The organism is Salegentibacter salegens (assembly GCF_900142975.1).
GTDB classification, from domain to species: domain Bacteria; phylum Bacteroidota; class Bacteroidia; order Flavobacteriales; family Flavobacteriaceae; genus Salegentibacter; species Salegentibacter salegens.
This window is the reverse complement of the sequence record NZ_LT670848.1, coordinates 361,770-387,497: the sequence shown is the minus strand read 5'-3', so window position 1 is coordinate 387,497 and position 25,728 is coordinate 361,770. Positions and strand designations below refer to the sequence as shown.

At 37.6% G+C, this 25,728-nt stretch carries 34 protein-coding genes; 3 read left to right on the top strand and 31 right to left on the bottom strand.

Translation table 11 applies throughout. The features are described 5' to 3' along the window. Positions 1–45: 45 nt before the first annotated feature. From B5488_RS01710 to argS, 4 genes are all read right to left on the bottom strand, one after another. Complete coding sequence (locus B5488_RS01710) at positions 46–957, bottom strand: bifunctional 5,10-methylenetetrahydrofolate dehydrogenase/5,10-methenyltetrahydrofolate cyclohydrolase (protein ID WP_079733698.1); 912 nt, start codon at positions 955–957, stop codon at positions 46–48. Positions 958–993: 36 nt separating this feature from the next. Beyond that, positions 994–1,365 (bottom strand): four helix bundle protein, encoded by a 372-nt coding sequence (locus B5488_RS01705; RefSeq protein ID WP_079733697.1) that lies wholly within the window; start codon positions 1,363–1,365, stop codon positions 994–996. Between the two features lie 56 nt (positions 1,366–1,421). Continuing rightward, positions 1,422–2,750 (bottom strand): signal recognition particle protein, encoded by a 1,329-nt coding sequence (gene ffh / locus B5488_RS01700; RefSeq protein WP_079733696.1) that lies wholly within the window; start codon positions 2,748–2,750, stop codon positions 1,422–1,424. Positions 2,751–3,103: 353 nt separating this feature from the next. Next, positions 3,104–4,885 (bottom strand): arginine--tRNA ligase, encoded by a 1,782-nt coding sequence (gene argS, locus B5488_RS01695; protein WP_079733695.1) that lies wholly within the window; start codon positions 4,883–4,885, stop codon positions 3,104–3,106. Between the two features lie 181 nt (positions 4,886–5,066). On the opposite strand from argS, the gene B5488_RS01690 reads away from it, so the two are divergent. Beyond that, a complete protein-coding gene (locus tag B5488_RS01690) occupies positions 5,067–5,492 on the top strand; it encodes a hypothetical protein (RefSeq protein WP_079733694.1) in 426 nt (141 codons plus the stop codon). A gap of 6 nt (positions 5,493–5,498) precedes the next feature. On the opposite strand, the gene B5488_RS01685 is transcribed toward B5488_RS01690, so the two are convergent. Beyond that, on the bottom strand, positions 5,499–5,702 hold the full coding sequence (locus B5488_RS01685) for a hypothetical protein (RefSeq protein WP_079733693.1): 204 nt from the start codon (positions 5,700–5,702) through the stop codon (positions 5,499–5,501). A gap of 69 nt (positions 5,703–5,771) precedes the next feature. On the opposite strand from B5488_RS01685, the gene B5488_RS01680 reads away from it, so the two are divergent. Further along, positions 5,772–7,217, top strand: coding sequence for an SDR family oxidoreductase (locus B5488_RS01680; RefSeq protein ID WP_079733692.1), 1,446 nt, complete (start codon positions 5,772–5,774; stop codon positions 7,215–7,217). 72 nt (positions 7,218–7,289) lie between these two features. Next, the gene (locus tag B5488_RS01675; protein ID WP_079733691.1) at positions 7,290–8,780 is read left to right on the top strand and encodes a BCCT family transporter; all 1,491 of its coding nucleotides are present in this window, start codon (positions 7,290–7,292) and stop codon (positions 8,778–8,780) included. Between the two features lie 100 nt (positions 8,781–8,880). On the opposite strand, the gene ctlX is transcribed toward B5488_RS01675, so the two are convergent. The 26 genes from ctlX to rpsQ all read right to left on the bottom strand — a co-directional run bounded on the left by ctlX (position 8,881) and on the right by rpsQ (position 25,716). Then, complete coding sequence (gene ctlX, locus B5488_RS01670; RefSeq protein WP_079733690.1) at positions 8,881–9,807, bottom strand: citrulline utilization hydrolase CtlX; 927 nt, start codon at positions 9,805–9,807, stop codon at positions 8,881–8,883. A gap of 4 nt (positions 9,808–9,811) precedes the next feature. Next, positions 9,812–10,738 carry a dimethylarginine dimethylaminohydrolase family protein gene (locus tag B5488_RS01665; RefSeq protein ID WP_231919786.1) on the bottom strand — a complete coding sequence of 309 codons (927 nt, stop codon included), beginning with the start codon at positions 10,736–10,738 and terminating at the stop codon, positions 9,812–9,814. A gap of 68 nt (positions 10,739–10,806) precedes the next feature. Beyond that, positions 10,807–12,090, bottom strand: coding sequence for a citrate synthase (locus B5488_RS01660; RefSeq protein WP_079733688.1), 1,284 nt, complete (start codon positions 12,088–12,090; stop codon positions 10,807–10,809). A 199-nt stretch (positions 12,091–12,289) separates the two neighbouring features. After that, positions 12,290–13,576 (bottom strand): phosphopyruvate hydratase, encoded by a 1,287-nt coding sequence (gene eno / locus B5488_RS01655; protein ID WP_037319286.1) that lies wholly within the window; start codon positions 13,574–13,576, stop codon positions 12,290–12,292. Positions 13,577–13,825: 249 nt separating this feature from the next. Continuing rightward, a complete protein-coding gene (locus tag B5488_RS01650; RefSeq protein ID WP_106197118.1) occupies positions 13,826–14,509 on the bottom strand; it encodes a hypothetical protein in 684 nt (227 codons plus the stop codon). After that, positions 14,491–15,030 (bottom strand): DUF3575 domain-containing protein, encoded by a 540-nt coding sequence (locus B5488_RS01645; protein ID WP_079733686.1) that lies wholly within the window; start codon positions 15,028–15,030, stop codon positions 14,491–14,493. The genes B5488_RS01650 and B5488_RS01645 overlap by 19 nt, the downstream gene beginning before the upstream one ends. 112 nt (positions 15,031–15,142) lie before the next feature. Further along, positions 15,143–16,255, bottom strand: a complete 1,113-nt coding sequence (gene carA / locus B5488_RS01640) for a glutamine-hydrolyzing carbamoyl-phosphate synthase small subunit (protein WP_079733685.1) — start codon at positions 16,253–16,255, stop codon at positions 15,143–15,145. 166 nt (positions 16,256–16,421) lie between these two features. Then, positions 16,422–16,931 carry a 50S ribosomal protein L17 gene (gene rplQ, locus B5488_RS01635; protein WP_079733684.1) on the bottom strand — a complete coding sequence of 170 codons (510 nt, stop codon included), beginning with the start codon at positions 16,929–16,931 and terminating at the stop codon, positions 16,422–16,424. A 147-nt stretch (positions 16,932–17,078) separates the two neighbouring features. Beyond that, positions 17,079–18,071, bottom strand: a complete 993-nt coding sequence (locus B5488_RS01630; protein WP_079733683.1) for a DNA-directed RNA polymerase subunit alpha — start codon at positions 18,069–18,071, stop codon at positions 17,079–17,081. A gap of 20 nt (positions 18,072–18,091) precedes the next feature. Then, positions 18,092–18,697 carry a 30S ribosomal protein S4 gene (gene rpsD, locus B5488_RS01625; protein ID WP_079733682.1) on the bottom strand — a complete coding sequence of 202 codons (606 nt, stop codon included), beginning with the start codon at positions 18,695–18,697 and terminating at the stop codon, positions 18,092–18,094. Positions 18,698–18,784: 87 nt separating this feature from the next. Then, positions 18,785–19,171, bottom strand: a complete 387-nt coding sequence (rpsK, locus tag B5488_RS01620) for a 30S ribosomal protein S11 (RefSeq protein WP_079733681.1) — start codon at positions 19,169–19,171, stop codon at positions 18,785–18,787. Between the two features lie 8 nt (positions 19,172–19,179). Continuing rightward, a complete protein-coding gene (gene rpsM / locus B5488_RS01615; protein ID WP_075324938.1) occupies positions 19,180–19,554 on the bottom strand; it encodes a 30S ribosomal protein S13 in 375 nt (124 codons plus the stop codon). A 2-nt stretch (positions 19,555–19,556) separates the two neighbouring features. Next, complete coding sequence (gene ykgO, locus B5488_RS01610; protein WP_013305171.1) at positions 19,557–19,673, bottom strand: type B 50S ribosomal protein L36; 117 nt, start codon at positions 19,671–19,673, stop codon at positions 19,557–19,559. A gap of 118 nt (positions 19,674–19,791) precedes the next feature. Then, positions 19,792–20,007, bottom strand: coding sequence for a translation initiation factor IF-1 (infA, locus tag B5488_RS01605; protein WP_013073244.1), 216 nt, complete (start codon positions 20,005–20,007; stop codon positions 19,792–19,794). Positions 20,008–20,009: 2 nt separating this feature from the next. Next, positions 20,010–21,347: a preprotein translocase subunit SecY gene (gene secY / locus B5488_RS01600; protein ID WP_075324939.1), complete on the bottom strand. Its 1,338-nt coding sequence runs from the start codon at positions 21,345–21,347 to the stop codon at positions 20,010–20,012. A gap of 11 nt (positions 21,348–21,358) precedes the next feature. After that, positions 21,359–21,811, bottom strand: coding sequence for a 50S ribosomal protein L15 (gene rplO, locus B5488_RS01595; protein WP_079733680.1), 453 nt, complete (start codon positions 21,809–21,811; stop codon positions 21,359–21,361). A 9-nt stretch (positions 21,812–21,820) separates the two neighbouring features. Then, positions 21,821–22,003, bottom strand: coding sequence for a 50S ribosomal protein L30 (gene rpmD, locus B5488_RS01590; RefSeq protein ID WP_075324941.1), 183 nt, complete (start codon positions 22,001–22,003; stop codon positions 21,821–21,823). A gap of 13 nt (positions 22,004–22,016) precedes the next feature. Continuing rightward, on the bottom strand, positions 22,017–22,541 hold the full coding sequence (rpsE, locus tag B5488_RS01585) for a 30S ribosomal protein S5 (RefSeq protein ID WP_075324942.1): 525 nt from the start codon (positions 22,539–22,541) through the stop codon (positions 22,017–22,019). A gap of 6 nt (positions 22,542–22,547) precedes the next feature. After that, positions 22,548–22,901, bottom strand: coding sequence for a 50S ribosomal protein L18 (gene rplR / locus B5488_RS01580; protein ID WP_079733679.1), 354 nt, complete (start codon positions 22,899–22,901; stop codon positions 22,548–22,550). A gap of 12 nt (positions 22,902–22,913) precedes the next feature. Further along, complete coding sequence (rplF, locus tag B5488_RS01575) at positions 22,914–23,456, bottom strand: 50S ribosomal protein L6 (protein WP_079733678.1); 543 nt, start codon at positions 23,454–23,456, stop codon at positions 22,914–22,916. A gap of 19 nt (positions 23,457–23,475) precedes the next feature. Further along, the gene (gene rpsH / locus B5488_RS01570; RefSeq protein WP_079733677.1) at positions 23,476–23,874 is read right to left on the bottom strand and encodes a 30S ribosomal protein S8; all 399 of its coding nucleotides are present in this window, start codon (positions 23,872–23,874) and stop codon (positions 23,476–23,478) included. 66 nt (positions 23,875–23,940) lie between these two features. Next, positions 23,941–24,210 carry a 30S ribosomal protein S14 gene (gene rpsN, locus B5488_RS01565; protein WP_079733676.1) on the bottom strand — a complete coding sequence of 90 codons (270 nt, stop codon included), beginning with the start codon at positions 24,208–24,210 and terminating at the stop codon, positions 23,941–23,943. A 2-nt stretch (positions 24,211–24,212) separates the two neighbouring features. Further along, entirely contained in the window at positions 24,213–24,764 is a 552-nt protein-coding gene (gene rplE, locus B5488_RS01560; RefSeq protein ID WP_079733675.1) for a 50S ribosomal protein L5, read from the bottom strand. A gap of 2 nt (positions 24,765–24,766) precedes the next feature. After that, positions 24,767–25,078 carry a 50S ribosomal protein L24 gene (gene rplX, locus B5488_RS01555; RefSeq protein ID WP_079721827.1) on the bottom strand — a complete coding sequence of 104 codons (312 nt, stop codon included), beginning with the start codon at positions 25,076–25,078 and terminating at the stop codon, positions 24,767–24,769. 12 nt (positions 25,079–25,090) lie between these two features. Then, positions 25,091–25,459: a 50S ribosomal protein L14 gene (gene rplN / locus B5488_RS01550; RefSeq protein WP_075324948.1), complete on the bottom strand. Its 369-nt coding sequence runs from the start codon at positions 25,457–25,459 to the stop codon at positions 25,091–25,093. Beyond that, complete coding sequence (gene rpsQ / locus B5488_RS01545) at positions 25,459–25,716, bottom strand: 30S ribosomal protein S17 (protein WP_037319236.1); 258 nt, start codon at positions 25,714–25,716, stop codon at positions 25,459–25,461. Before rpsQ ends, rplN begins: the two co-directional genes overlap by 1 nt. Positions 25,717–25,728 lie beyond the last annotated feature (12 nt).

Here is a 25,728-nt window from a genome sequence, read left to right as displayed (position 1 = left end):
CTTCTAATTGTAAGATTTGGAAGGACTTTTTTTTTACTGAAAACTTTAAGCAGTTCTGGTTTTGCTATTTTCTTTTACTCTTTTTTTATGGCGTTCCGTTGCTAGCAATGTATTTTTGAGCAACATAGAAACCGTCATTGGCCCTACTCCACCCGGAACAGGCGTAATGTATGATGCTCGTTTGCTTACATTTTCAAAATCAACATCACCTTTAATCACATAGCCTTTTTCGGCTTCATCATTAGGCACCCTGGTAATTCCAACGTCGATAATTACTGCATCATCTTTAATCATCTCTGCTTTAAGAAAATCTGGAATTCCAACCGCGATAATGATGATATCGGCCTGGGAGGTTATTTGTGTAATGTTTTTAGTGAATTCGTGAGTCAGGGTTACGGTTGAGTTCCCCGGGAAACCACTTCTTCCCATCAAAATACTCATTGGCCTTCCTACGATATAACTTCTCCCAATTACCACGGTATGTTTTCCTTTAGTAGGAATATCATAACGCTCCAATAATTCTAGAATCCCAAACGGCGTCGCCGGAATAAAAGACGTCATATCCAACGCCATTTTTCCAAAATTAGTAGGATGAAATCCATCTACATCTTTATCTGGATCTACAGCATTTAAAACTTTTTGAGTATCAATTTGTGGTGGTAAAGGCAACTGAACAATAAATCCGTCTATATCGTTATTCTGGTTTAGTTCTTCAATCTTGTCCAGAAGTTCCAGTTCACTTACCGTATTGGGCAATCTATACAAAGAAGATTCGAAACCTACACGTTTACAGGATTTTACTTTTGCATTTACGTAGGTTAAGCTAGCGCCGTCGTTACCAACAATTATCGCAGCCAAATGAGGTACTTTCTCACCTCTATTTTTAATTTTTTCAACTTCAGCAGCAATCTCATCTTTAATATCGTTGCTGGTTTTTTTTCCGTCTAAAATATTCATGGTCAGTTTTCAGTTGGCAGTTGCAGTTGGCAGTTTTTAATTTACACCCACTCCAAATCTCCCGGGATTATTAATCATAAAGTTCAGAAGCTTTCCTACTTCGTGACTTTTCTTAATCAATTTATCTTTTGTATCTAAATCTATGTACTTACAAGCAAAAGCAAACTCTAACCAGCTTTGAGTTTCGGCGTTCTCAGCATCACTATCAGTTAATTTACTTATAAAATGCTTCTCGTATCTTCTCTTTCTATAAGCTTCAGCAACATTTACACAAACCGATCTTGAACTTCTTCTTATTTGATCGGTAAGTGAATAAGTTTCCTCTTTGGGAAATCCCCTGGAAACTTCGAATATCCCCATAGCAAGTTCAAAGCCAATCTCATAAGCGCGTAGCGACTTAAAATCCATATTTAAAACGTTAATTTTAACTGCCAACTGAGACTGCAATAACTGCCTACTGAGTTCTACTTCATTCCCTTCATCATCTGCATCATCTTCTGGCCACCGCCACCTTGCATCATCTTCATCATTTTACCCATCTGGTTGAATTGCTTTAACAATTGGTTCACTTCCTGAACTGTAGTTCCTGAACCTTTACTAATTCGTTTCTTACGGCTTGAATTTATAACTTTTGGATTGCTTCGTTCTTCGGGAGTCATCGAGTGGATTATTGCTTCAATTCCTTTAAAGGCATCATCATCAATATCTACATCTTTCAGCATTTTCCCCGCTCCCGGAATCATTCCCATAAGGTCTTTCATAGACCCCATCTTTTTTATCTGCTGTAATTGCTTGAGGAAATCGTCAAAACCAAACTGGTTCTTGGCAATTTTCTTCTGAAGTTTTCTTGCTTCTTCTTCATCATATTGTTCCTGGGCACGTTCTACAAGTGAAACAACATCTCCCATCCCAAGAATCCTATCGGCCATACGGTCTGGATAGAACACATCTAACGCGTCCATTTTCTCCCCGGTACCAATAAATTTAATAGGCTTGTTAACTACAGATTTAATAGAAATAGCCGCACCACCACGAGTATCACCATCTAATTTTGTAAGGATTACTCCGTCAAAATTCAATCTTTCATTAAAGGTCTTTGCTGTATTCACCGCATCCTGACCCGTCATAGAATCTACCACGAATAAAGTCTCGTGCGGTTGGATAGCTTCGTGGATATTTGAAATTTCGGCCATCATCGCCTCATCTACAGCTAAACGACCGGCGGTATCTATAATCACTACATTATGTCCGTTTTGTTTGGCGTGGGCAATGGCAGCTTTGGAAATAGCCACCGGATCCTGGTTGCCTTCATCTGAAAACACCTCAACACCAACCTGGTCACCAACTACGTGCAACTGGTTGATCGCCGCAGGACGATAAACATCACAAGCAACCAAAAGTGGTTTTTTAGACTTCTTTGTTTTTAGAAAATTAGCAAGTTTTCCGGAAAAAGTAGTTTTACCACTACCCTGCAATCCAGACATAAGAATAATAGAAGGGTCGCCGGAAAGGTTAATTCCTTCGGCTTCTCCACCCATTAACTGGGTAAGTTCATCTTTCACCAATTTCACCATCATCTGGCCTGGTTTCAGGGCGGTCAAAACGTCCTGTCCCAATGCCTTTTCCTTTACAATATTGGTAAAGTCTTTGGCTATTTTATAGTTCACATCGGCATCCACCAAAGCACGTCTCACTTCCTTTAAAGTTTCGGCAACGTTTACCTCGGTAATCTGGCCGTGCCCTTTTAAAACGTGTAAGGCATTATCTAACTTATCACTTAAACTATCAAACATAATTTTTCCTATGGTTTAATCCTTCCCAAAGCTATCGGGAAAGAGTATAATTTTGTTGAGGCAAGCCTCGATATTTTAAACTTAAAATTCAACTTCCTGCGAGATTTTTTTACAACTCGTAGGTCTAAAAATCAGCAATACCTCCAAGGATTTATAAACCCTGCAGGAGATATAAAACTCCTTATATTTCAATAAGCTTTATACATTTCGCTTTTTCAACGAATTGCAAATTTAATGATTTGAGCCTGAAGTGAAAACTTTTATTTCAGTTCTCAGTTGTCGGTTCTCTGTTTTCCGTTTTGTTCAAATCTAAAATTAAAATCATCAGCCTTTATTCCCCACTAGGGGGCTTTCTACATTCTTTCAGGCACCTGGATTCCCAATAAGCCGAAGGAAGATTTTATAACATTCCCCACACTATTGGCCAATTGCACTCTTAATGTTTTTTCGGTAATATCTTCGGTTCCCAGGATTGTTACATTTTGATAAAATGAATTGAATTCTTTTACCAGCTCGTAAGTGTAATTAGCAATAAGCGCCGGACTATGATTTTCGGCCGCCAACTGAATTGTTTCAGGATATAGCTGAAGCTGCTTGATTAACGAACGTTCTTTTTCGTGAAATTCATAACCATCTTCAACCGGTTTCTTAAAATCGAAATCGGCTTTCCTAATTATAGATTGAATTCTCGCGTAAGTATATTGAATAAACGGACCGGTGTTCCCCTGGAAATCTACCGATTCTTCCGGATTAAATAAGATTCGTTTTTTAGGATCTACTTTTAAAATATAATATTTCAAAGCTCCCAACCCGATCATCCGGTAGAGCTCTTCTTTTTCAACTTCGGTATAACCGTCTAATTTCCCTAATTCTTCAGAAATATTTCGGGCAGTTTCGGTCATTTCAGCGATAAGATCATCGGCATCTACAACGGTTCCTTCCCTACTTTTCATTTTTCCGCTAGGCAAATCTACCATTCCGTAACTTAAATGATACAGGTAATCTGCCCAGTCAAATCCGAGTTTTTTCAGAATTAAAAATAGAACTTTAAAGTGGTAATCCTGTTCGTTCCCTACGGTGTAAACCATCCCGTTAATATCGAAATCCTTTACCCGTTGGATGGCGGTACCAATATCCTGGGTCATATATACCGCGGTACCATCGCTTCGTAAAACGATTTTTTCATCCAGACCTTCATCGGTAAGATCTATCCAAACACTACCATCTTCTTTTTTATAAAAAACGCCTTTTTCAAGTCCCTGGTTCACTACATCTTTTCCTAAAAGATAAGTATCACTTTCGTAATAATTTTTATCGAAATCTACGCCTAAAGCATCGTAGGTTTTCTCAAAACCATCATAAACCCATTGATTCATTTTCTCCCAAAGCGCAACCACTTCTGGATCGCCGGCTTCCCATTTTAGCAACATTTGCTTGGCTTCAACTAAAATTGGAGCTTCAGCTTTCGCGGCTTGTTCAGAAATTCCTTTGGTTTCCATTAATTCGGAAATTTCCTTTTTGTATTCCTGGTCAAATTTTACGTAGTAATTCCCCACCAGTTTATCGCCTTTCAACCCGGTAGACTCTGGAGTTTCTCCGTTTCCGAAGCGCTCCCAGGCGAGCATAGATTTACAAATATGAATTCCCCGATCGTTAATAATCTGGGTTTTATAGGCTTTATTTCCGGCAGCATTTAAAATTTCTGCAACGGAAAAGCCTAAAAGAATATTTCTAATATGCCCTAAGTGCAAAGGTTTATTGGTATTTGGCGAAGAATATTCAACCATAATCCCTTTAGCATCTTCCGCAGCGGGAAGTATCCCAAAATTTTCTCTGTCTTTCATTTCACTGAAAAAATCGAGAAAATAGGCATCGCTTAAAACAATGTTCAAAAAGCCTTTCACCACATTAAATCCGGAAACTTCAGCAACATTTTCAGTTAAATAAGTTCCAATCTCTTCTCCAAGTTTTACGGGATTTGTTTTAAGAGCCTTCAGCATTGGGAAAGTCACCAAAGTAATATCGCCTTCAAAATCCTTACGCGTAGGCTGAAATTCTAAGTTATCAATTTCAACACCATAGGTCTTTTTAACAGCATCTTTTACGTGGGTAGCGAGGGTACTTTGGAGTTTCATTTCTTACTTCTATTTATTGTTTTAAGCCCTGCAAAGATAACAGAAAATAGGCTTTTGCCTATAATTTACTCGATAATCGAGATTAAATGCACCGAGACTTGTCTCGAAATTGTAAATTATTTTTTCTTAATACTTCATGAGCATGTCCCGATGTAATTTACTTATCTTTAAACAAAAAGCTATGTTATTGAATATCTCCTATAACCGCAGCAAAACCAAAGAGAAAATTGACAAGGAAGTTGGCAAGCCTTTTACGCTACTTGCGCGAATGAAATTAAACGGAACAGGATCGCCAAAACTACATATTACCGATACCAGTATTGATATTCACAATCTCCTGGTTCTAGATAATAATGCCAACACCTGTAATGTTGAAATGCGGCCCAACGGAATTATCGTGATGTTTAGGTCTTTACTGGAAACTTACGCGCTGGTTATCCCCTATTACAAACTCCATCTTTATAAGGGCAAAGCTGAAGAATATTCTATATACAGGGATCATTCTAAAATTAAGGTAAGAGCCGATACGCCTGCGATACATAAATATTTTAAAAAGATTCTGGACTATAAAGCAGATAACGCACTTACCCAAATAGGAGATCTTTAGACTTGTTTAGCGCTTCCCAAATGCAAGTCCGCCAATAAGGGCTAAAATGCCAAAACCTATCATGGCATAAGATTGCGTGTTATCGCCGTGAGCTTCAATTTGCAGAGGCCCGGCATCAAGGACGAATTCGGGTGTAATTAGCCGGTATAATCCGTAAGCAATCATTCCTATTCCAATTAATAAAAGCACTATTTTCAGGACGTTATTCATTTTATAAAGTTTTACTAATCGAGATGAAAAGTACTAATTTAATTGGTACTTTAAGCTTAAAATCTTTCTATGAGAATTCTCTTAACGGGTGCCAATGGTTATATAGGAATGCGTATGCTTCCCGAACTTCTTCAAAAGGGGCACGAAGTAATATGTGCGGTTCGAAACAAAAACCGTTTTACCTCTAACGAAGAATTACTGGAAAAAGTAGAGGTCGTAGAACTCGATTTTTTAAAAGATGATGAAGCTCCTGAAAAAATAAAGAATATTGATGTAGCCTACTATCTTATTCATTCTATGAGTGGCTCTACCGATAATTTTGACACCCAGGAATCTGAGGCCGCAGAGAACTTTAATAAAATTATGGCCGGCACCTCGGTAAAGCAGGTAATCTATTTAAGCGGAATCATTAACGAAGAAGAGCTTTCCAAACATTTAAAATCAAGAAAAAAAGTAGAAAAAATACTTTATAAAGGACAATTTAATCTTACCGTTTTACGTGCGGCCATTATTGTAGGTTCAGGAAGTTCTTCTTTTGAAATTATAAGGGATTTATGCGAAAAATTGCCGGTGATGATCACCCCTAGCTGGGTAGAAACCAAATGCCAGCCAATTTCTATTCGTGACATCATTAAATTTCTAACAGGCGTTATTGGAAAAGAAGAATGCTATAATCAATCTTTTGATGTTGGCGGGCCAGATGTACTTACTTATAAGCAAATGATGCTGAAATATGCCGAAGTTCGAAATCTAAAACTATGGATCTTGAGCGTCCCGATTATGTCTCCCAAGCTTTCTTCTTACTGGCTTTATTTTGTAACCTCAACATCATATAAACTTGCCCAAAACCTGGTAGATAGTATGCGGGTTGAAGTAATTACCAATGACACCCGTTTACAGGAAATTCTAAATATCGAACCAATATCCTATACCGAAGCTATTGAACTTGCGTTCTATAAAATTGAACAAAACCAGGTAATTTCCAGCTGGAAAGATTCTTTGAGCAGTGGCCGTTTCCGTAAAGAACTAAATAAATATATACAGGTACCAAAATATGGATGCCTGCAGGACAAGCAATCGGCTAAAGTGGAAAATCCCGAAGAAGTTCTGGAACGCATCTGGGCTATTGGCGGATTAAACGGCTGGTATTATGGAAATTGGTTATGGAAATTTCGTGGGTATATCGATAAGTTTTTTGGCGGGGTTGGTTTACGCCGCGGAAGAACACATCCTAATAAAATTGCCTCGGGAGATTCTTTAGATTTCTGGCGTGTACTTTTAGCCGATAAAGAAGAAAAAAGATTACTGCTATTTGCTGAAATGAAAGTTCCCGGCGAGGCCTGGTTAGAGTTTTGTATCGATAAAGAAAATGTGCTGCACCAAACCGCCACGTTTAGACCTAAAGGTATTTGGGGACGATTATATTGGTATGCTATGTATCCCTTTCATTATTTTATTTTTGAAGGTATGCTGAATAAAATTGCCAAAGGCGAACCAAAAAAGCAAATTGCCTGATTCTTTCGAGATTTGTTTAAATTTGAAATACTTCTTTTGACAAACAAAATACAACCTGAAAAGCAATAAATTTTGACACAACTTTTTCAAGCTTTTCTTAGAAATCCCTTGCTATATATCGCTTCGGGGGTTTTATTTTTTCTCGCGCTTTTTATCTTTTTCTTTACTGAATTTTTCTATGAATTAATCGAAAACGGATCCATTTGGGTAAGGGAGTTTTTTGGTGGATTCTATTTATGGCTAGGTTTGTTATGCGTTTTCTTTCTCATTTTTATCGCATTTTCCAGGTTTGGAAAAATAAGACTGGGAAATTCTCCGCCAGAATTTGACCGACCCTCCTGGATCGCGATGTTATACAGTGCTGGGATGGGCGCCGGTATTTTGCTAAGAGCGGTACAGGAACCGGTTTTTATGTTTTTAAATTCACCCATTAAAACAAGTTCTACTCCTGAAGTAGTCGCACTGGAATACACTTTTTATCAATGGGGCTTTACCGCCTGGGCTTTCTATGGAATTTTCGCACTGCTTATCGCTTACGCACTTTTTGTAAGAAAGTCTGATATTTTTTTAGGAACCAGCTTACCTCAACTTAAAAGAATAAAATACCTGCCAGAAGGAGTAAATTTACTTACTATTCTCACTACTGTTTTTGGATTGGTTGCAGCAATTGGGTTGGGCACTACGCAAATTGAAGGAGGCATTAGCCACCTGACTTCTACAACTCCAGGAACACTTTGGCTTACAATTTTATTGGTTTTTATAATTTGTTTGGTAGCTTTTATTTCGGCCTTCGCCGGAATAAAAAAAGGAATAAAACGCATCTCTAACTGGAATATTTATATCACGTTAATTCTAATGTTTTTTGTCTTTTTTCAAGTAGATGTCCTGAATGTTTTTTCCCGGTTTTCTGAATCTATATACAGCTACATTATAGATTTTGTTCCGCTTAGTTTAGCACTGGGCAAATACAACCCCGGAAAAGAATTTCTAACCGACTGGACGTATTATTACTGGGCGTTCTGGTTAGCATGGGCGCCATTCACCGGAATTTTTATCGCCAGAATTTCTAAAGGAAGAAGTATTCGAGAAATGATCTTGGGAGTTTTACTAATCCCCTCGCTGGGAAGTTTCTTTTGGTTTAGCGTTTTTGGCTCTGCTTCTTTTGATCTTATTGGAAGTATGGAAACTTATAATGGCGAATTTGATAATGTTTTCACTTCATTATTTCGCTTTTTTGAAGCTTTTCCGATTTCAGACTTCACTAATATCGTGACGATAGTTCTACTAGTTAGTTTTTTAGTCACCTCGGTAGATTCAGCTATTTATGTATTGAGTATGTTTAGCGATAAAGGTAAGGAACATCCACGTAAGAAATTCCGATTTATCTGGGCAATCTTGATTTTGATATTTTCAGAAGCAATTATTCTGCTAGGAAATATAAAACCTCAAAGCGATGTACTTACTGCCATGCAAAAGTTTCTCATTATTAGCTCTCTCCCTTTTGCATTTTTTACCGCCGGGATAATGGTCTTGTTTTTAAAGGAGTTGTTTAAGAAGCATTAGGTTCTTAGCTTCGTCAAGCTGAACTTGGTTCAGCTTCTAACCTTTTTTTGTATTTTCAACATCTTAGATCCTGAACCAAGTTCAGGATGACGATTGATAACTAAGCTTTTGGTAAGAAAACTTCAGCCATCATGCAGCGGGCGCTTCCGCCGCCACAGGTTTCTATCACATCCAGGTCACTGCTTAAAATCTCGCAATGTTTTTCAATTTTACTAATTTGCTCTTGGTTTAAACTGCCATGAGCTCGAGCACTCATTACCAAGTATTTTTTATCAAATGCACCCTGAACCTGGAGCATATTTCCTGCAAATTCATGCATTTGTGCTTCAGTAATTGTAATTACTTCCTTACCGTCATTTTTTAAATGTTTCAGTACATTTTTACGTTCCTTGCTGTCGTCTATAGTATCTAAACAGATCACTGTAAAATTTTCAGCCAGGCACATCATTACGTTGGTATGATAAATGGCTTTTCTTTTTCCGCCTACACTTTGATTAGCATTAAAAATAACCGGAGTGAATTCAAAATCTTCGCAAAATTCTATTAGAAGATCTTCGTCTGCCCTGGGTGATAAAGCGCAATAAGCTTTTTGGTTTTGTCGGTCTAATAAAAGACTCCCAGTGCCTTCCAGAAATAAATCGTGTTCTTCAGCCGAGGTATAATCTATTATTTGAGTAATCTTGAAACCGTTTTCTTCTAATTTTGCGAAATATTCCATTCGGCGCTCTTTCCTCCTGTTTTCAGCAAACATAGGGTATAAAGCGATGTGCCCATTTTCGTGAAAAGAAACCCAGTTATTAGGAAAAATAGAATCTGGCGTATCGTCTTCCTGTTTATCGTCTACCACAATTACATTTACCCCAACTTTTTTAAGTTTTGAAGCAAATTCATCAAATTCTGCCTGGGCGCGTTCATTAACATTATCGGCCGTAAGATCTTTTTGAAAATAGTTGTTTACCGCCGTTTGCTCGTTCATTCTAAACGCCACCGGGCGTACCATTAAAATTGTATCTGTGATTTGTCTCATAATTCTATTCTCTAATTAACGGCAAGGTTGAACAACGCAAAAGCCCTTCCTGCTTGGAAATTTCAGCATAAGGCACTTCTTCTACGGTAATGCCATGTTCCCTTAACCAGGTGTTTAATCTCGTAAAATTCTTCTCTGAAATCACCACATCTTCATCAATAGAAAAGATATTGGAATTCATATAATACATCTCATCACGGGAAATTTCAAAAACATTTTCTCTCCCGAAAAGATTTACCAACCAATTATATTCTTCCTCTTCCAAAAAACCATTTCTATGAATAATTGCCTTGCCATTCCCCACAGGTTGAAAACAACAATCCAGGTGTAAAGCATTATCCCGAGGTTCTGTATTTGATTTTCTTAAATTGAAAGAAATCACTTTTTTATGCGGAAATAATTCCTGCAAAGCCTCTACCGCTTCCAAATTTGTACGCGCCGTGATATAATCTTTGTAATCTGCACCGCGGTATGTTCCCACCAGAATATAATCACCTAAAGGCATAACATCGCCTCCTTCTATATGGGCTTCTTCGGGCAACTGAAGTATTTTTGAAGGGTCTATCTGCTCTATAACGTGGCTAATAGCTTCAATTTCCTGTTCCCGATCTGGTAAAATGTTAGATCTTATAAACTTATCCTCTATCACGAAAGCGATATCACGAGTAAAAATCTGGTTGTAATCTTTTATAACTTTTGGTCTAAAAACCTGCACTTTATATTTCTCCAGTATTTTGGCAACGGCTTCCATTTCCTCTATCATATCTTCCTCTTTGGGATAAGACCCCATCCTGATGAATTCGGCCGACTTGGGATCGTATGCCTCTTCAAGAGATGGAACGGGACCGTTACTTTCTGCTGTACCTAAAACCACCGCTTTTAGGCGGGAAGTCTCATTATTGATATTCAATTTCACAAGTAAAATTTTCATCAAATATAGAAAAAGCTTCATACGATGATGAAGCTTTTTCCGAATTTATTAATATGTAAGAGATATTCTTATCTTTTCTCAACTTCTTTAAAGTCACGCAGGTTTGCACCGGTGTAAATTTGACGTGGTCGCCCAATTGGTTCTTTCATCAACCTCATTTCTCTCCATTGAGCAATCCAACCCGGAAGCCTACCAAGTGCGAACATTACGGTAAACATTTCTACCGGAATACCCAATGCACGGTAAATAATTCCTGAATAGAAATCTACGTTTGGATATAATTTTCTATCTACGAAATATTGATCTTCTAAAGCTTCTTTTTCAAGTCCTTTAGCAATGTCCAATACTGGATCGTCTACACCAAGTTGCCCAAGCACGTCATCTGCAGATTTTTTGATGATCTTAGCACGTGGATCGAAGTTTTTATACACACGGTGACCAAAGCCCATCAGACGGAAAGGATCTTCCTTGTCTTTAGCTTTTGCCATAAATTTCTTGGTATCGCCACCATCTTCTTTAATTCTTTCCAGCATTTCTATCACTGCCTGGTTTGCACCACCGTGAAGTGGCCCCCAAAGTGCAGAAATTCCTGCAGAAATTGAGGCAAAAAGCCCCGCGTGAGAAGAACCTACCATTCTTACCGTAGAAGTAGAACAGTTCTGCTCATGATCTGCGTGAAGTATTAATAATTTATCTAAAGCTTCAATAACTTCTTTATCTACCTTATAGCTTTTGCCCGGTTTTTCGAACATCATTTTATGAAGGTTCTCTACATAACCAAGGGAATCGTCGCCATAGTTTAGCGGAAGGCTGTTTTTCTTTCTAAGTGTCCAGGCCGCAAGAACCGGGAATTTCCCAAGAATCTTCACAATAGCCTTATACATTTCCTCTTCAGAATCTACATTTACAGAAGAAGGGTTAAATGCAATAAGTGCACTGGTTAAAGAAGAAAGCACGCCCATTGGGTGAGCCGATTTTGGAAAACCATCAAGGATTTTCTTCATTTCTTCATCTACCGTAGACTCTTCTTTAATATCGGCATAGAATTTATCTAACTGAGTTTTTGTTGGTAATTCTCCAAATATAAGCAGGTAAGCTACTTCAAGAAAGTCAGCTTTTTCTGCCAGAGCTTCTATTGAATAACCACGATATCTTAGAATTCCCTCTTCCCCGTTAAGAAAAGTAATGGCACTCTCACAGCTTCCAGTATTTTTATAACCACGATCCAGGGTAATAACACCTGCTTCAGCTCGCAGTTTTTTAATATTTATCCCCAGTTCGTTTTCAGTTCCTTCTACAACAGGAAATTCGTATTTTTTCCCATCTATTTCAATCGTCGCAACTTTTGACATATCTTAATTTTATATACTTGATTCAACTTATTTTCGAGAGTTGCTAATTTAAGAAATCTACTGTTAATTTTGCGTTAAGCAGCGATAAGATTTTCACTGAAACAAGGGATTTTAAAAGGTTTTTTGCTGAATTATCTCAAAAAAAAATCCCTTTTGAAATTTCTTCAAAAGGGATTTGATTTTTATTAGAATTCTCTAATTAGATTTTAAAAGCTTTACGCTTTGGAAAATAAGCCACTTCGCCTAGTTCCTCTTCAATTCTAATTAGCTGATTGTATTTTGCCATACGGTCACTTCTTGAAGCTGAACCGGTTTTAATCTGCCCGGTATTTAGAGCTACAGCAAGATCGGCAATAGTATTATCTTCGGTCTCTCCAGAACGGTGAGACATTACCGAAGTAAAGCCGGCATTATGTGCCATATTTACTGCTGCAATAGTTTCAGTTAGCGTACCAATTTGATTTACTTTAATAAGGATTGAATTTGCAATTCCTTCTTCAATTCCTCTTGAAAGTCTTTCAACATTAGTCACGAAAAGGTCGTCTCCAACCAATTGAACTTTGTCTCCAATTTTATCGGTTAAGGCTTTCCAACCATCCCAGTCGTTTTCATCCATACCATCTTCAATAGAAATGATTGGATATTTAGAAGAAAGTTCGGCAAGATACTCAGCTTGTTCTTCGCTAGATCTTATTTTCCCGCCTTCACCTTCAAATTTCTTATAATCGTATTTTCCATTTTCATAGAATTCAGCGGCAGCACAATCTAATGCGATCATTACATCGTCACCACCCTTATAACCGGCGTTTTTAATAGCTTTAAGAATTGTTTCTAAAGCATCTTCAGTTCCGTCTAACTTTGGCGCGAAACCACCTTCATCTCCAACAGCTGTACTTAAGCCACGATCGTGAAGTACTTTTTTTAGATGATGAAAAATTTCAGTTCCCATTTTTAAGGCGTGAGAAAAACTTTCGGCTTTTACCGGCATCACCATAAATTCCTGAAATGCGATAGGAGCATCACTATGCGAACCACCATTAATGATATTCATCATAGGAACCGGAAGTGTATTAGCACTTACCCCACCTATATAACGGTATAATGGCAAACCAAGTTCGTTAGCCGCAGCTTTGGCCACAGCAAGAGAAACACCCAAAATTGCATTGGCACCCAGTTTTGCTTTATTTGGAGTACCATCTATCTCTATCATTGCTTTATCTATCAGGTTTTGTTCAAAAACAGAATAACCCAATAATTCTTCAGCAATTATATCATTTACATTCTCAACAGCTTTAGTAACGCCTTTCCCCATATAATCATCGCCACCATCACGAAGTTCTACAGCTTCGTGCTCACCGGTAGAAGCTCCAGAAGGCACTGCTGCTCTTCCCAGAATTCCATTTTCGGTTAAAACATCTACTTCTACGGTTGGATTTCCTCTTGAGTCGAAAATCTGACGGGCGTGAATATTTATTATTACACTCATAATCTTTTTTAATTAGTTAATTGATTTGAATGCAAGATACAAATTGAAGCCTAAAAAATCGAGGGAAACAGGTAGTTTTAAAGCATTTATAACATTATGGAAACACGAAATGGTTTTCTAAAAGAAAGTATCTAAAAGAATCTCATGAAATAGTATGATTTTTTACGGATTTACCGAAAACCAAAACAGAATGGCATTTTATGAAATTCGGAAGATTTTTAAATGCTGAAATTATTAGAAAACATAATTTTAGTCATTTTTTGAAGCAAATGGATTATAATAAAAACGAAAACCTAGCCCTATGGTAGAAGTTGAAGCTGACTGCATAAACGCATCTTCTGCTGAAAACTCCATGGTATTCCAAACTTCGTTGGCATCAACCAATGTATAATGCAGAGAAAGAGCAAACCAGTACTTTGCAGTAATCTGTAAACCTTCAAAACCAATAGCGAAACTCCAGAAGGAGGTGTTGAATTTAGCTTCCTCACTTTCTTTCACACCTATGTATCTATTATTATCACCACGGTACTCAAGATAAGCTGCTTCTCCTTTTAATCTTCCTATATGATATTTTGGAGAAAAGGTGATATAAGCATCTTCTTCCCCAAATTTTAATTTTGGATTAAAAGTCAAGACAGAATAAGTAAAGCGTTGCCTTAAAAGTCCTTTTCTTGGGTCTTGAATATTAAAATTGTCACCAAAAACAGTTCTTTCTGAAAGCGAGCCTCCCCCATAATCAAAACCAATTTCGGGGGCAAAAAACTTAATTTGATAGATTTGAGATCCTACCGAAAATTTACCGAAGCTATTATTTTCAAAATCGGTATGCCTGTAGCCTTCAAAACCTGCATAGAAAACAGGATGCTTTTGTGCCTGAATTTTAGAAATCCCAAGCAACAAAAGACTGAAAAGAATTAGTTTGATAAACGCCATCCTAATCTAATCCCAATAAGTAACGACAAAAAAGAATCACCAGACTCATTAAAACCGTAACCCGCTCCTAAATTAAGGTCTAATTTAAAGCCGCTACCATAATAACGCTGTAAACCCCAAACCGGTCCAACAGTTCCAAAATAACCTTCACTATATTCTAGGTCTCCAATTATAGGCTTGCCAGATTGGACACTCCCGCTTAAAGCGATATAATTAGCACTATTATTCTTTATATTTTTTCCTTTATTCAGGCGTTTTTCTAGATTATAATAATAGCGATATTGAACATTAAATGTTGGATAAATACCAAAATCTTCTCCAAAGTAGCTGTTATCTCTATAACCGAAAGCCGATCCTGCCCGTAAATCTAAGGTAGTAGAATTTGTAAGGCCGTATTCGTATTCTAAACCAGGTGTTAAGATGTTTATTGACAAAAGACCGTCTTCAACCGAAGCTTGATCCTGGGCGTTGATAGATGAAAATGTAAAAAGACAAAAGCTGAGTAGTAGTAATTTTTTCATTGATGAGTTTTGATGAATTTGAGGCTGCAATTTAGAATAATTTCGGTTTTGACAAAAGAAAAGCCCAAAATGTTTATTTTTTGGGCTTTTTCATTAGTTTTAATAAAAAATTTTAAGCTTTCGCTCCTTTTATTCTATCCATAAATTCATCAAACAAGTAACTGGCATCGTGAGGCCCCGGACTTGCCTCTGGGTGATATTGAACTGAAAAACAGTTTTTATTTTTCATCGAGATTCCACCAACAGTATCGTCATTTAAGCAAATATGAGTGATTTCCACTTCGCTGTTTGCCTCAGTTTCTGCTTTATCTACCGAGAAACCGTGATTTTGAGAAGTAATTTCACCTTTTCCGGTCTTAAGATTTTTTACCGGGTGATTTATTCCGCGGTGACCGTGGTGCATTTTATAGGTTTTAATCCCGTTAGCAATGGCGATGATCTGGTGCCCCAAACAAATACCAAATAACGGATGATCCTTTTCTAAAATAGCTTTAGTAAGATTGATAGCACTTTCCAAAGGCTGTGGATCTCCAGGCCCATTTGAAAGAAAATAGCCATCTGGATTCCATTCCTTCATCTCTTCGTAAGTGGCATTGTAAGGAAAAACCTTTACGTACACATCACGTTTTTCAAAATTGCGAAGAATGTTCTTTTTAATTCCAACGTCCAGTGCAGCTATTTTATAAGTGGCATTTTCGTTACCGAAATAATATGGCTCTTTGGTAGAAACTTTAGAAGCAAGTTCCAACCCATTCATATCTGGTACTTCGGCAAGTTCTTTTTTAAGACCTTCTATATTATCTACATCTGTTGAGATAATAGCGTTCATTGCTCCATTTTCTCTAATGTAAGTTACCAGCGCACGAGTATCTACATCAGAAATAGCAAATAAGTTACTATCATCTAAAAACTCCTGCAGTGAAGAATCGGCAGCCGGGCGGGAATAGGTGTAACTGAAGTTCTTACAGATAAGCCCAGAGATCTTAGCTTTATCGGCTTCACTTTCTTCGGCTAAAGTTCCGTAATTACCAATATGGGCATTAGTGGTAACCATAAGCTGGCCGTAATAAGAAGGATCTGTAAAGATCTCCTGGTAACCGGTCATTCCGGTATTAAAACAAACTTCACCAACGGCTTTACCGTCTTTGTCTCCTACAGCCTTACCGTGAAAGATAGTGCCATCTTCCAGTAAGATAATCGCTTTTTTTCGGGTTTGATATTTCATTCTTATTAATTTGTTGTGTTGCTGGGATTTCCGTCTTCACGGAAATGGACTTTACTATTTGGATTTCCGCCTACGCGGAAATGACAATTTCAATTTAATATATAAAAAAAGGATAAACCCTGAGAGTTTATCCTTTTTAAAAATTAGAACTTTAAAAGATTCATTTCTATTCCTCTTTTTTGTCTTCTTTATTTTCTGAAGATTTATCTTCTGTTTTTCCTTCTGCGTTTGGAGCATCTGGAGTAGCTTCAGTAGATTTCTTTCTACCCGCTCTACGTGTAGATTTCTTCTTCTCTGTTTTACTTAAATTGTAAGTTTCGTTGTAATCAACTAACTCGATAAGGGCCATATCGGCATTATCTCCAAGACGGTTACCTAATTTAATTACCCTTGTGTATCCACCCGGGCGGTCACCAACTTTAGGAGCTACCTCACGAAACAATTCGGCTACAGCTTCCTTTTGGCGAAGTTTACTAAATACTAACCTACGATTGTGAGTAGTATCTTCTTTAGACTTAGTTACCAAAGGCTCTACAAAAACTTTTAAAGCTTTTGCTTTAGCTACGGTGGTATTGATTCTCTTGTGCTCTATAAGAGAGCAGGCCATATTGGCTAGCATAGACTTCCTGTGAGCGGTCTTTCTACCTAAATGGTTTGTTTTCTTTCCGTGTCTCATTGTTTTGTTCTTAATTCATTTTCCCAAAGCGCGATCTTTTGCCGGCTTTTATGGAAAACTACTTATCAATTAGTATTCAGTATTTGGTAATGAGTATATAGTAAGGTGAAAAACTGAATTCTCTATACTAATATCTCAAGACTATTTTTAGTCCTTATCTAATTTGTATTTTGAAAGGTCCATACCAAAGTTAAGTCCTTTGTTACTTACCAATTCTTCAAGCTCTGTCAAAGATTTCTTTCCGAAGTTTCTAAACTTCATCAAGTCATTTTTATTGTAAGAAACAAGGTCTCCCAGGGTATCAACTTCAGCCGCTTTTAAGCAATTTAAAGCTCTTACTGAAAGATCCATATCTACCAACTTGGTTTTTAGCAACTGTCTCATATGAAGGGATTCTTCATCATAAGTTTCAGTTTGTGCTATTTCATCAGCTTCAAGCGTGATACGCTCGTCTGAGAATAACATAAAGTGGTGAATAAGTGTTTTTGCAGCTTCAGTAAGTGCATCTTTTGGGTGAATAGAACCATCGCTTACGATTTCAAAAACCAATTTTTCATAATCGGTCTTTTGCTCTACACGATAGTTTTCAATGCTATACTTAACGTTCTTTATTGGTGTATAAATAGAATCGGTAAATATAGTTCCAAGAGGTGCGTTGGCTTTTTTGTTTTCTTCGGCTGGAACATAACCTCTACCTTTTTCTATGGTCATTTCCATATTCAGGTTTACTTTCTTATCTGCAGTACAAACCACTTGATCTGGGTTTAGCACCTGAAAGCCTGAAATGAATTTTTGAAAGTGACCGGCAGTAATTTGTTCTTCTCCAGATATAGAAATGGTAACGGCTTCGTTATCTATTTCATCAATTTGCCTTTTGAACCTTACTTGTTTAAGATTCAGGATAATTTCTGTTACGTCTTCCACAACTCCAGGAATAGCGGAGAATTCGTGATCTACGCCTTCTATACGAATTGAAGTGATTGCATAACCTTCTAACGAAGATAAAAGCACTCTCCTTAAAGCGTTACCAACGGTTAATCCATAGCCAGGTTCCAAAGGGCGAAATTCAAATTTCCCTTCGAAATCGGTTGAATCAATCATTATAACTTTATCGGGCTTCTGAAAATTTAGTATTGCCATATTACGACTTCTGTGAATTATTATTTCGAATATAATTCGACGATGAATTGTTCATTTATGTTTTCCGGAATCTGAATACGTCCGGGTACTGAAACAAAAGTTCCTTGTTTTGTCTCGTTATTCCAGGTAATCCATTCGTAAACACTGCTAGAGTTAGCTAGTGAATCCTGGATAGCCTGTAAAGATTTTGATTTTTCACGAACACTTACTACATCACCAGCTTTCATTTGGTAAGAAGGTATGTTAACCAACTCGCCATTTACTGTAATGTGCCTGTGAGATACAAATTGTCTTGCAGCGCTTCTAGTTGGAGCAATACCCATTCTATAAACTACGTTATCAAGACGTGATTCACAAAGTTGAAGTAGCACTTCACCAGTAATTCCTTGCGCTCTAGTAGCTTTTTTAAACATATTACTAAACTGACGCTCAAGGATACCGTAAGTATACTTTGCTTTTTGCTTCTCCATTAACTGGATTGCATATTCAGATTTCTTACCGCGACGACGGTTGTTACCGTGTTGTCCCGGAGGATAATTTCTTTTTTCAAAAGATTTATCGTCTCCAAAAATAGCTTCACCGAATTTACGGGCTATTTTAGTCTTTGGACCAGTATATCTTGCCATTAACTTTAAATTTAGAAGAAAGGGATTATGAATTAAGGTCTCTGTCCTTCGATAATCTTAACTCCTCTCTTATTATTATACTTTTTATTAAACTCTACGTCTCTTAGGAGGACGACATCCGTTGTGTGGTAATGGAGTAACATCAATAATTTCAGTTACTTCAATCCCGTTGTTATGAAGCGAACGAATAGCAGATTCTCTACCATTCCCCGGCCCTTTAACGTAAACTTTAACTTTGCGCAAACCAGCTTCGTGAGCTACTTTAGACGCGTCTTCTGCAGCTAACTGGGCAGCATAAGGAGTATTCTTTTTAGAACCTCTAAAACCCATTTTTCCTGCAGATGACCAAGCAATAACGTCTCCCTTTTTATTGGTAAGGGAAACAATAATGTTATTGAAAGAAGCCGTAACGTGTGCTTGCCCTACGGACTCCACGATTACTTTACGCTTTTTTTGAACTGTCTTCTTTGCCATATTACTTACTATTTAGTCGCTTTCTTCTTGTTAGCAACTGTTTTTCTTCTACCTTTTCTGGTTCTTGAGTTATTCTTGGTTCTTTGACCTCTAAGTGGCAAACCACTTCTGTGGCGAATACCCCTATAGCATCCAATATCCATTAGACGCTTAATACTCATTTGAACTTCTGTACGTAATTCTCCTTCGATTGTAAATTCACCAACAGCTTCACGAATACGACCAATTTCTTCATCGTCCCAATCTGAAACTTTTTTGCTTTCATCTACTTTGGCCTGGCTAAGGATCTTTTGAGCCCTGCTTCTACCAATTCCGAAGATATAGGTCAATGCTATAACTCCTCGCTTTTGTTTAGGTATATCTACCCCTGCAATTCTTGCCATAATTAGCCTTGTCTTTGTTTAAATCTAGGATTCTTTTTGTTAATTACGTAAAGGCGCCCTTTTCTGCGTACAATTTTGCAGTCGGCACTTCTTTTTTTTACTGATGCTCTAACTTTCATCTCTTTAGTTTTTTTCAATTCACTGATTTCGAAATAGGCTCAAAATCAGGATTTCAGCATTCATAATTTTTTCAGGTTGCAAAAGTACTGAAAATTTTATAAATAGCTCAAATTACTTTTAGTATCTGTATGTTATACGAGCCTTACTTAAATCGTAAGGGCTCATTTCCAGTTTTACTTTATCTCCAGGTAACAATTTAATGTAGTGCATACGCATCTTCCCAGAGATATGAGCTGTCACAACGTGACCATTTTCCAATTCTACACGAAACATTGCATTAGATAATGCTTCTATAATTGTTCCGTCTTGTTCTATTGCCGGTTGTTTTGCCATAATTAAGCTACTGCTTTTCTGTTTTTACCTGTTTTCATTAATCCGTCGTAATGTCTATTCAGCAAGTAAGAGTTTACTTGTTGCATAGTATCTATTGCAACTCCAACCATAATTAAAAGCGAGGTTCCTCCAAAAAACAATGCCCATCCTTGTTGCACACCTAAGAGTTGCACTACAATTGCAGGGAACACAGCAATAAGCGCAAGGAAAATAGATCCTGGCAAGGTAATTTGAGACATAATTCTATCTAAAAACTCGGCGGTTTCAGTTCCTGGACGAATGCCGGGAATAAATCCTCCACTTCGTTTTAGATCATCAGCCATTTTATTGGTAGGTACAGTAATCGCGGTATAGAAGTAGGTAAATACGATAATTAATAGCGCAAATACTACATTATACCAAAATCCAAATATATCGCTAAAGGCCGCGGTAACCCCTTGTGCAGCATCAGAATCTGATAATCCTGCTACAGCAGCCGGGATAAACATAATAGCCTGCGCAAATATAATTGGCATTACACCTGAAGCATTAAGCTTAAGTGGAATGTACTGTCTAGATCCAAATACGTTTTTCTCGTAACCTCCAGAGGCGGTTCTTCTGGCATATTGTACCGGGATTTGGCGTACGGCCATTACCAACATTACCGAAGCAAGAATAATAGCGAACCAAATTACTAATTCAATAAGAATCATAATAAGTCCACCATTAGATTCAAATACCCTGGAAGCGAATTCCTGAATAAATGCTTGTGGTAAGGTAGCAATAATACCTACCATAATTAATAGCGAAATACCATTACCAATACCTTTGTCGGTTATCTTTTCACCCAGCCACATTGCGAAAATGGTTCCGGTAGTAAGAATTACTACCGCAGAGGCTACAAACGTCACGGTATCGCCTAATAAAAAGGCTTGCTGTGGTAATGTAGCAAAAAGGTTATAGATATAACCGGGTCCCTGTACCAATGTAATTGCAATAGTTAACCAACGGGTGATCTGATTGATCTTACGTCTACCGCTCTCTCCTTCTTTTTGTAGTTTTTGCAAATAAGGTATCGCAATACCCATTAACTGCACTACAATAGAGGCCGAGATATATGGCATAATTCCCAATGCAAAAACAGAGGCGTTAGAAAAAGCACCACCTGTAAATGCGTTTAAGAGGCCAAGAAGACCCCCATCTGTTTGGGATGCCAGGTTAGATAGCTGTGAAGCATCTATCCCGGGAAGCACAACTTGTGCCCCAAAACGATAAACTAATAATAGACCGAGGGTTACTAAAATTCTATTTTTTAGTTCCTCGATCTTCCAAATATTTTTAATAGTATTGATGAATTTCATTTGGCTATCTATTATAAAGTAACAACTTCACCTCCAGCAGCTTCTATAGCTTCTTTTGCTGTGGCCGTATATTTATGAACAGATATTTTCAACTTTGCCTTTAATTCACCTCTACCTAATATCTTTACTGGTTTGTTTTTACTCACAAGACCGTTTTCGATCAAAGCATCAACATCTACAGTATCTTTAATTTTACCTTCATCAACTAAACGCTGTAAAGTATCAAGATTTACACCCTGGTAAGCTACACGATTTCTGTTAGTGAAACCAAATTTTGGAACACGACGTTGAAGTGGCATTTGCCCACCTTCAAAACCAATCTTCTTGGAGTAACCAGAACGAGATTTAGCCCCTTTGTGACCACGGGTGGCAGTACCACCTTTACCTGATCCTTCTCCACGGCCAACACGCTTGTTGTTACTCTTAACTGAACCTTTTGCAGGTTTTAAGTTATTTAATTCCATGTGAATCTATTATTTTGTTTCCTCAATGGAAACTAAATGTTTAACTTTATTTACCATACCAAGGATGTTTGGCGTATCGTTGTGCTCTACCGTTTGGCCAATTTTCTTAAGACCAAGAGACTCCAAAACCAGTTTTTGATTTTTAGATCGGTTAATTGCACTCTTTACTTTTGTAACTTTTATCTTTCCCATCTTTCTCCTTGATTTATCCTTTAAAAACCTTTTCTAATGAAATACCACGTTGTTTAGCAACAGTATCTGCACTTCTTAATTGAAGTAGCGCATCAAAAGTAGCTTTTACTACGTTGTGTGGGTTTGAAGACCCCTGGTTTTTAGAAAGTACGTCGTGTACTCCAACAGCTTCCAGTACGGCACGAATTGCACCACCGGCAATAATCCCGGTACCAGTTGCAGCAGGTAGCAAAAGAACTCTTGCGCCACCATACTTACCTTTTTGCTCGTGAGGAAGGCTTCCTTTATGTAAAGGAATACGCACTAAATTCTTCTTTGCATCTTCCACAGCTTTAGAGATAGCGTCAGCAACTTCTTTAGATTTACCTAAACCTTGCCCTACAACACCATTCTCATCTCCTACTACAACAATAGCAGAAAATCCAAAAGCTCTACCACCTTTGGTTACTTTGGTCACACGTTGTACTCCTACCAAACGGTCTTTTAATTCAAGCCCGCCCGGTTTTACATGTTCTACGTTTTTATAATCTTGATACATAATTTTCTAGAATTTTAGTCCTCCTTCTCGAGCACCTTCTGCTAATGATTTAACTCTTCCGTGATACAGGTAACCACCTCTGTCAAAAGAAATGGTTTCTACACCGGCTTTCAAAGCTTTTTCAGCAAGGGTTTTACCAACCAATTCTGCTTGTTTGGATTTATCACCTTCTCCTGACACGCCTTTATCTCTCGAAGAGGCTGCAGCTAGTGTTTTTCCTTCTACATCATCTATAATTTGAGCATAAATTTCTTTATTACTTCTAAATACAGATAATCTTGGACGGCTAGCGGTACCCGTAATTGACTTACGAACACGCTTTCTTATCTTATTTCGTCTATCTTGTTTTGAAACTGCCATATCTAAACTTTATTAAGCTGATTTACCTGCTTTTCTACGTAATTGTTCTCCAACGTACTTGATACCTTTACCTTTATAAGGTTCTGGTGCTCTAAAGGAGCGTATCTTAGCAGCTACCTGGCCCACAAGTTGTTTATCGTAAGAAGTTAATTTCACGATTGGATTTTTCCCTTTCTCTGAAATTGCTTCCACTTTAACTTCTGGCGCCAAATCTATTACAATATTATGGGAAAACCCAACGGCTAAATCTAATTTTTGTCCCTGGTTAGAAGCTCTATATCCAACTCCTACCAATTCTAAAGATTTTGTATATCCGTTTGTAACCCCTTCAATCATATTGTTAATCAAAGCACGATAAAGACCGTGTTTTGCTTTTTGATCACTTTTCTCTGAAGAACGTTCAAAAGTAATTACGCCATCTTCAATTTTCACATCAATGTCGCTAACTTCCTGATTAAGTTCTCCTAATTTTCCTTTTACCGTTACAACGCCATCTTTAAGGTCTACATTTACACCTTCTGGAATTGTAATTGGGCTTTTACCTATTCTTGACATTTCTTTAGTCTTTTAAGTATTAGTAAACGTAACACAATACTTCACCACCAACTTTCTCGGCTTTAGCCTGCTTCCCGGTCATTACACCGTGAGAAGTAGAAACTATAGCGATACCAAGACCGTTTAAGATACGTGGTAATCCATCAGCGCCGGAATACTTACGTAAACCAGGTTTACTTATTCTCTGGATATCTTTAATTACAGGTTCTTTCGTGATTTTGTCATACTTAAGGGCAATTTTAATTGTTCCCTGAGCAGTAGCATCATCAAACTTGTAACTAAGAATATATCCCTGATCGAATAATATTTTTGTAATCTCCTTTTTAAGGTTAGAAGCCGGTATTTCTACCACCCTGTGGTTTGCAGCCACAGCGTTCCTAACTCTTGTCAAATAATCTGCAATAGGATCTGTATTCATCTATTTCAATTTGCGGATGTGGTTTTCGTCCCGACACTCAGGAGAACCTGCAACCAATTTATAATTTTACCAACTAGCTTTTCTAACTCCAGGAATTAAACCCTGGTTAGCCATTTCTCTAAACATTACACGAGAAAGACCAAATTGTCTCATATAACCTTTTGGCCTACCAGTTAGTTTACAACGGTTATGCAAACGTACAGGAGAAGCATTTTTTGGTAATTTTTGCAAACCTTCAAAATCGCCAGCCTCTTTAAGAGCAGCGCGTTTTTCAGCATACTTTTTCACCATTTTTTGTCTCTTCACCTCACGGGCTTTCATTGATTCTTTAGCCATAATTAATTCTTTTTAAAAGGTAATCCTAGTTCGGTTAACAATGATTTCGCTTCCTTATCGGTCTTTGCAGTGGTTACGAAGGTGATATCCATACCATTAATTCGGTTTACTTTATCAATATCAATCTCCGGAAAGATGATTTGTTCAGTAACACCTAAATTATAGTTTCCTCTACCATCAAAACCATTTGCCTTAATCCCGCTAAAGTCACGAACACGTGGAAGTGCTGATGTTATTAAACGATCTAAGAATTCGTACATTCTATATCCTCGCAAAGTAACTTTTGCCCCAATTAGCATTCCTTTACGAAGTTTGAATGAAGCAACATCCTTTTTAGAAATGGTTTGCACCGCTTTTTGACCTGTTATTGTAGATAATTCATCTACAGCGTGGTCAATTAGCTTTTTATCTGCTACAGCTGCACCAACGCCACGGCTCAAAACTATTTTCTCTAGTTTTGGGATCTCCATTACGTTAGCATAGCTAAATTCTTCTCTTAATGCAGGCTTTACTCGCTCTGCATATTCTGCTCTAAGTCTTGGTACGTATGCCATAACTAAATTACTTCATTAGATTTTTTGGAAAATCTTACTTTCTTTCCATCCTCTTCTTTATATCCAACTCTGGTAGTGTTACCATCTTTGTCTAACAAAGAAAGGTTAGAAATATGAATAGGAGCTTCTTTCTTTACAATACCACCTTGAGGGTTGGATGCACTAGGTTTCTCATGTTTTGAGATAGTGTTCACACCTTCTACGATGGCTTTATTCTTTTCTATGAGAACTTTTTGAACTTTACCTTCCTGACCTTTATGGTCACCGGCAACAACTCTTACAGTATCTCCAGTTTTTATTTTAAGCTTTCTCATCTTGTTAATGTATTAAAGCACCTCTGGTGCCAATGATACAATTTTCATGAATTGCTTATCACGAAGTTCTCTCGCAACCGGGCCAAATACACGAGTTCCGCGCATTTCTCCGGTAGGGTTCAGCAATACACAGGCATTATCATCAAAACGGATATAAGACCCGTCTGCTCTGCGTACTTCTTTCTTGGTACGAACAACAACTGCTGTTGAAACTGCACCTTTTTTGATATTTCCGTTAGGTGTAGCTTCTTTAACGCTGACAACTATTTTGTCCCCAACAGAAGCGTATCTTTTCTTTGTACCGCCCAATACACGTATGGTCAAAACTTCTTTTGCCCCGGTATTGTCTGCTACTCTTAGTCTAGACTCTTGTTGTACCATTACTTCGCTCTTTCAATTATTTCTACTAATCTCCAACATTTAGATTTACTTAAAGGTCTTGTCTCCATGATCCTTACAGTATCTCCTTCGTTGCAGTCGTTTGTTTCGTCGTGCGCTACGTATTTTTTCGTTTTTAAAACGAATTTTCCATACATAGGGTGTTTTACTTTCTTAACTTCAGAAACCACGATTGATTTCTGCATTTTATTACTTGTAACAACGCCTATACGCTCTTTTCTTAAATTTCTTTTTTCCATCTTTCAGCAGAA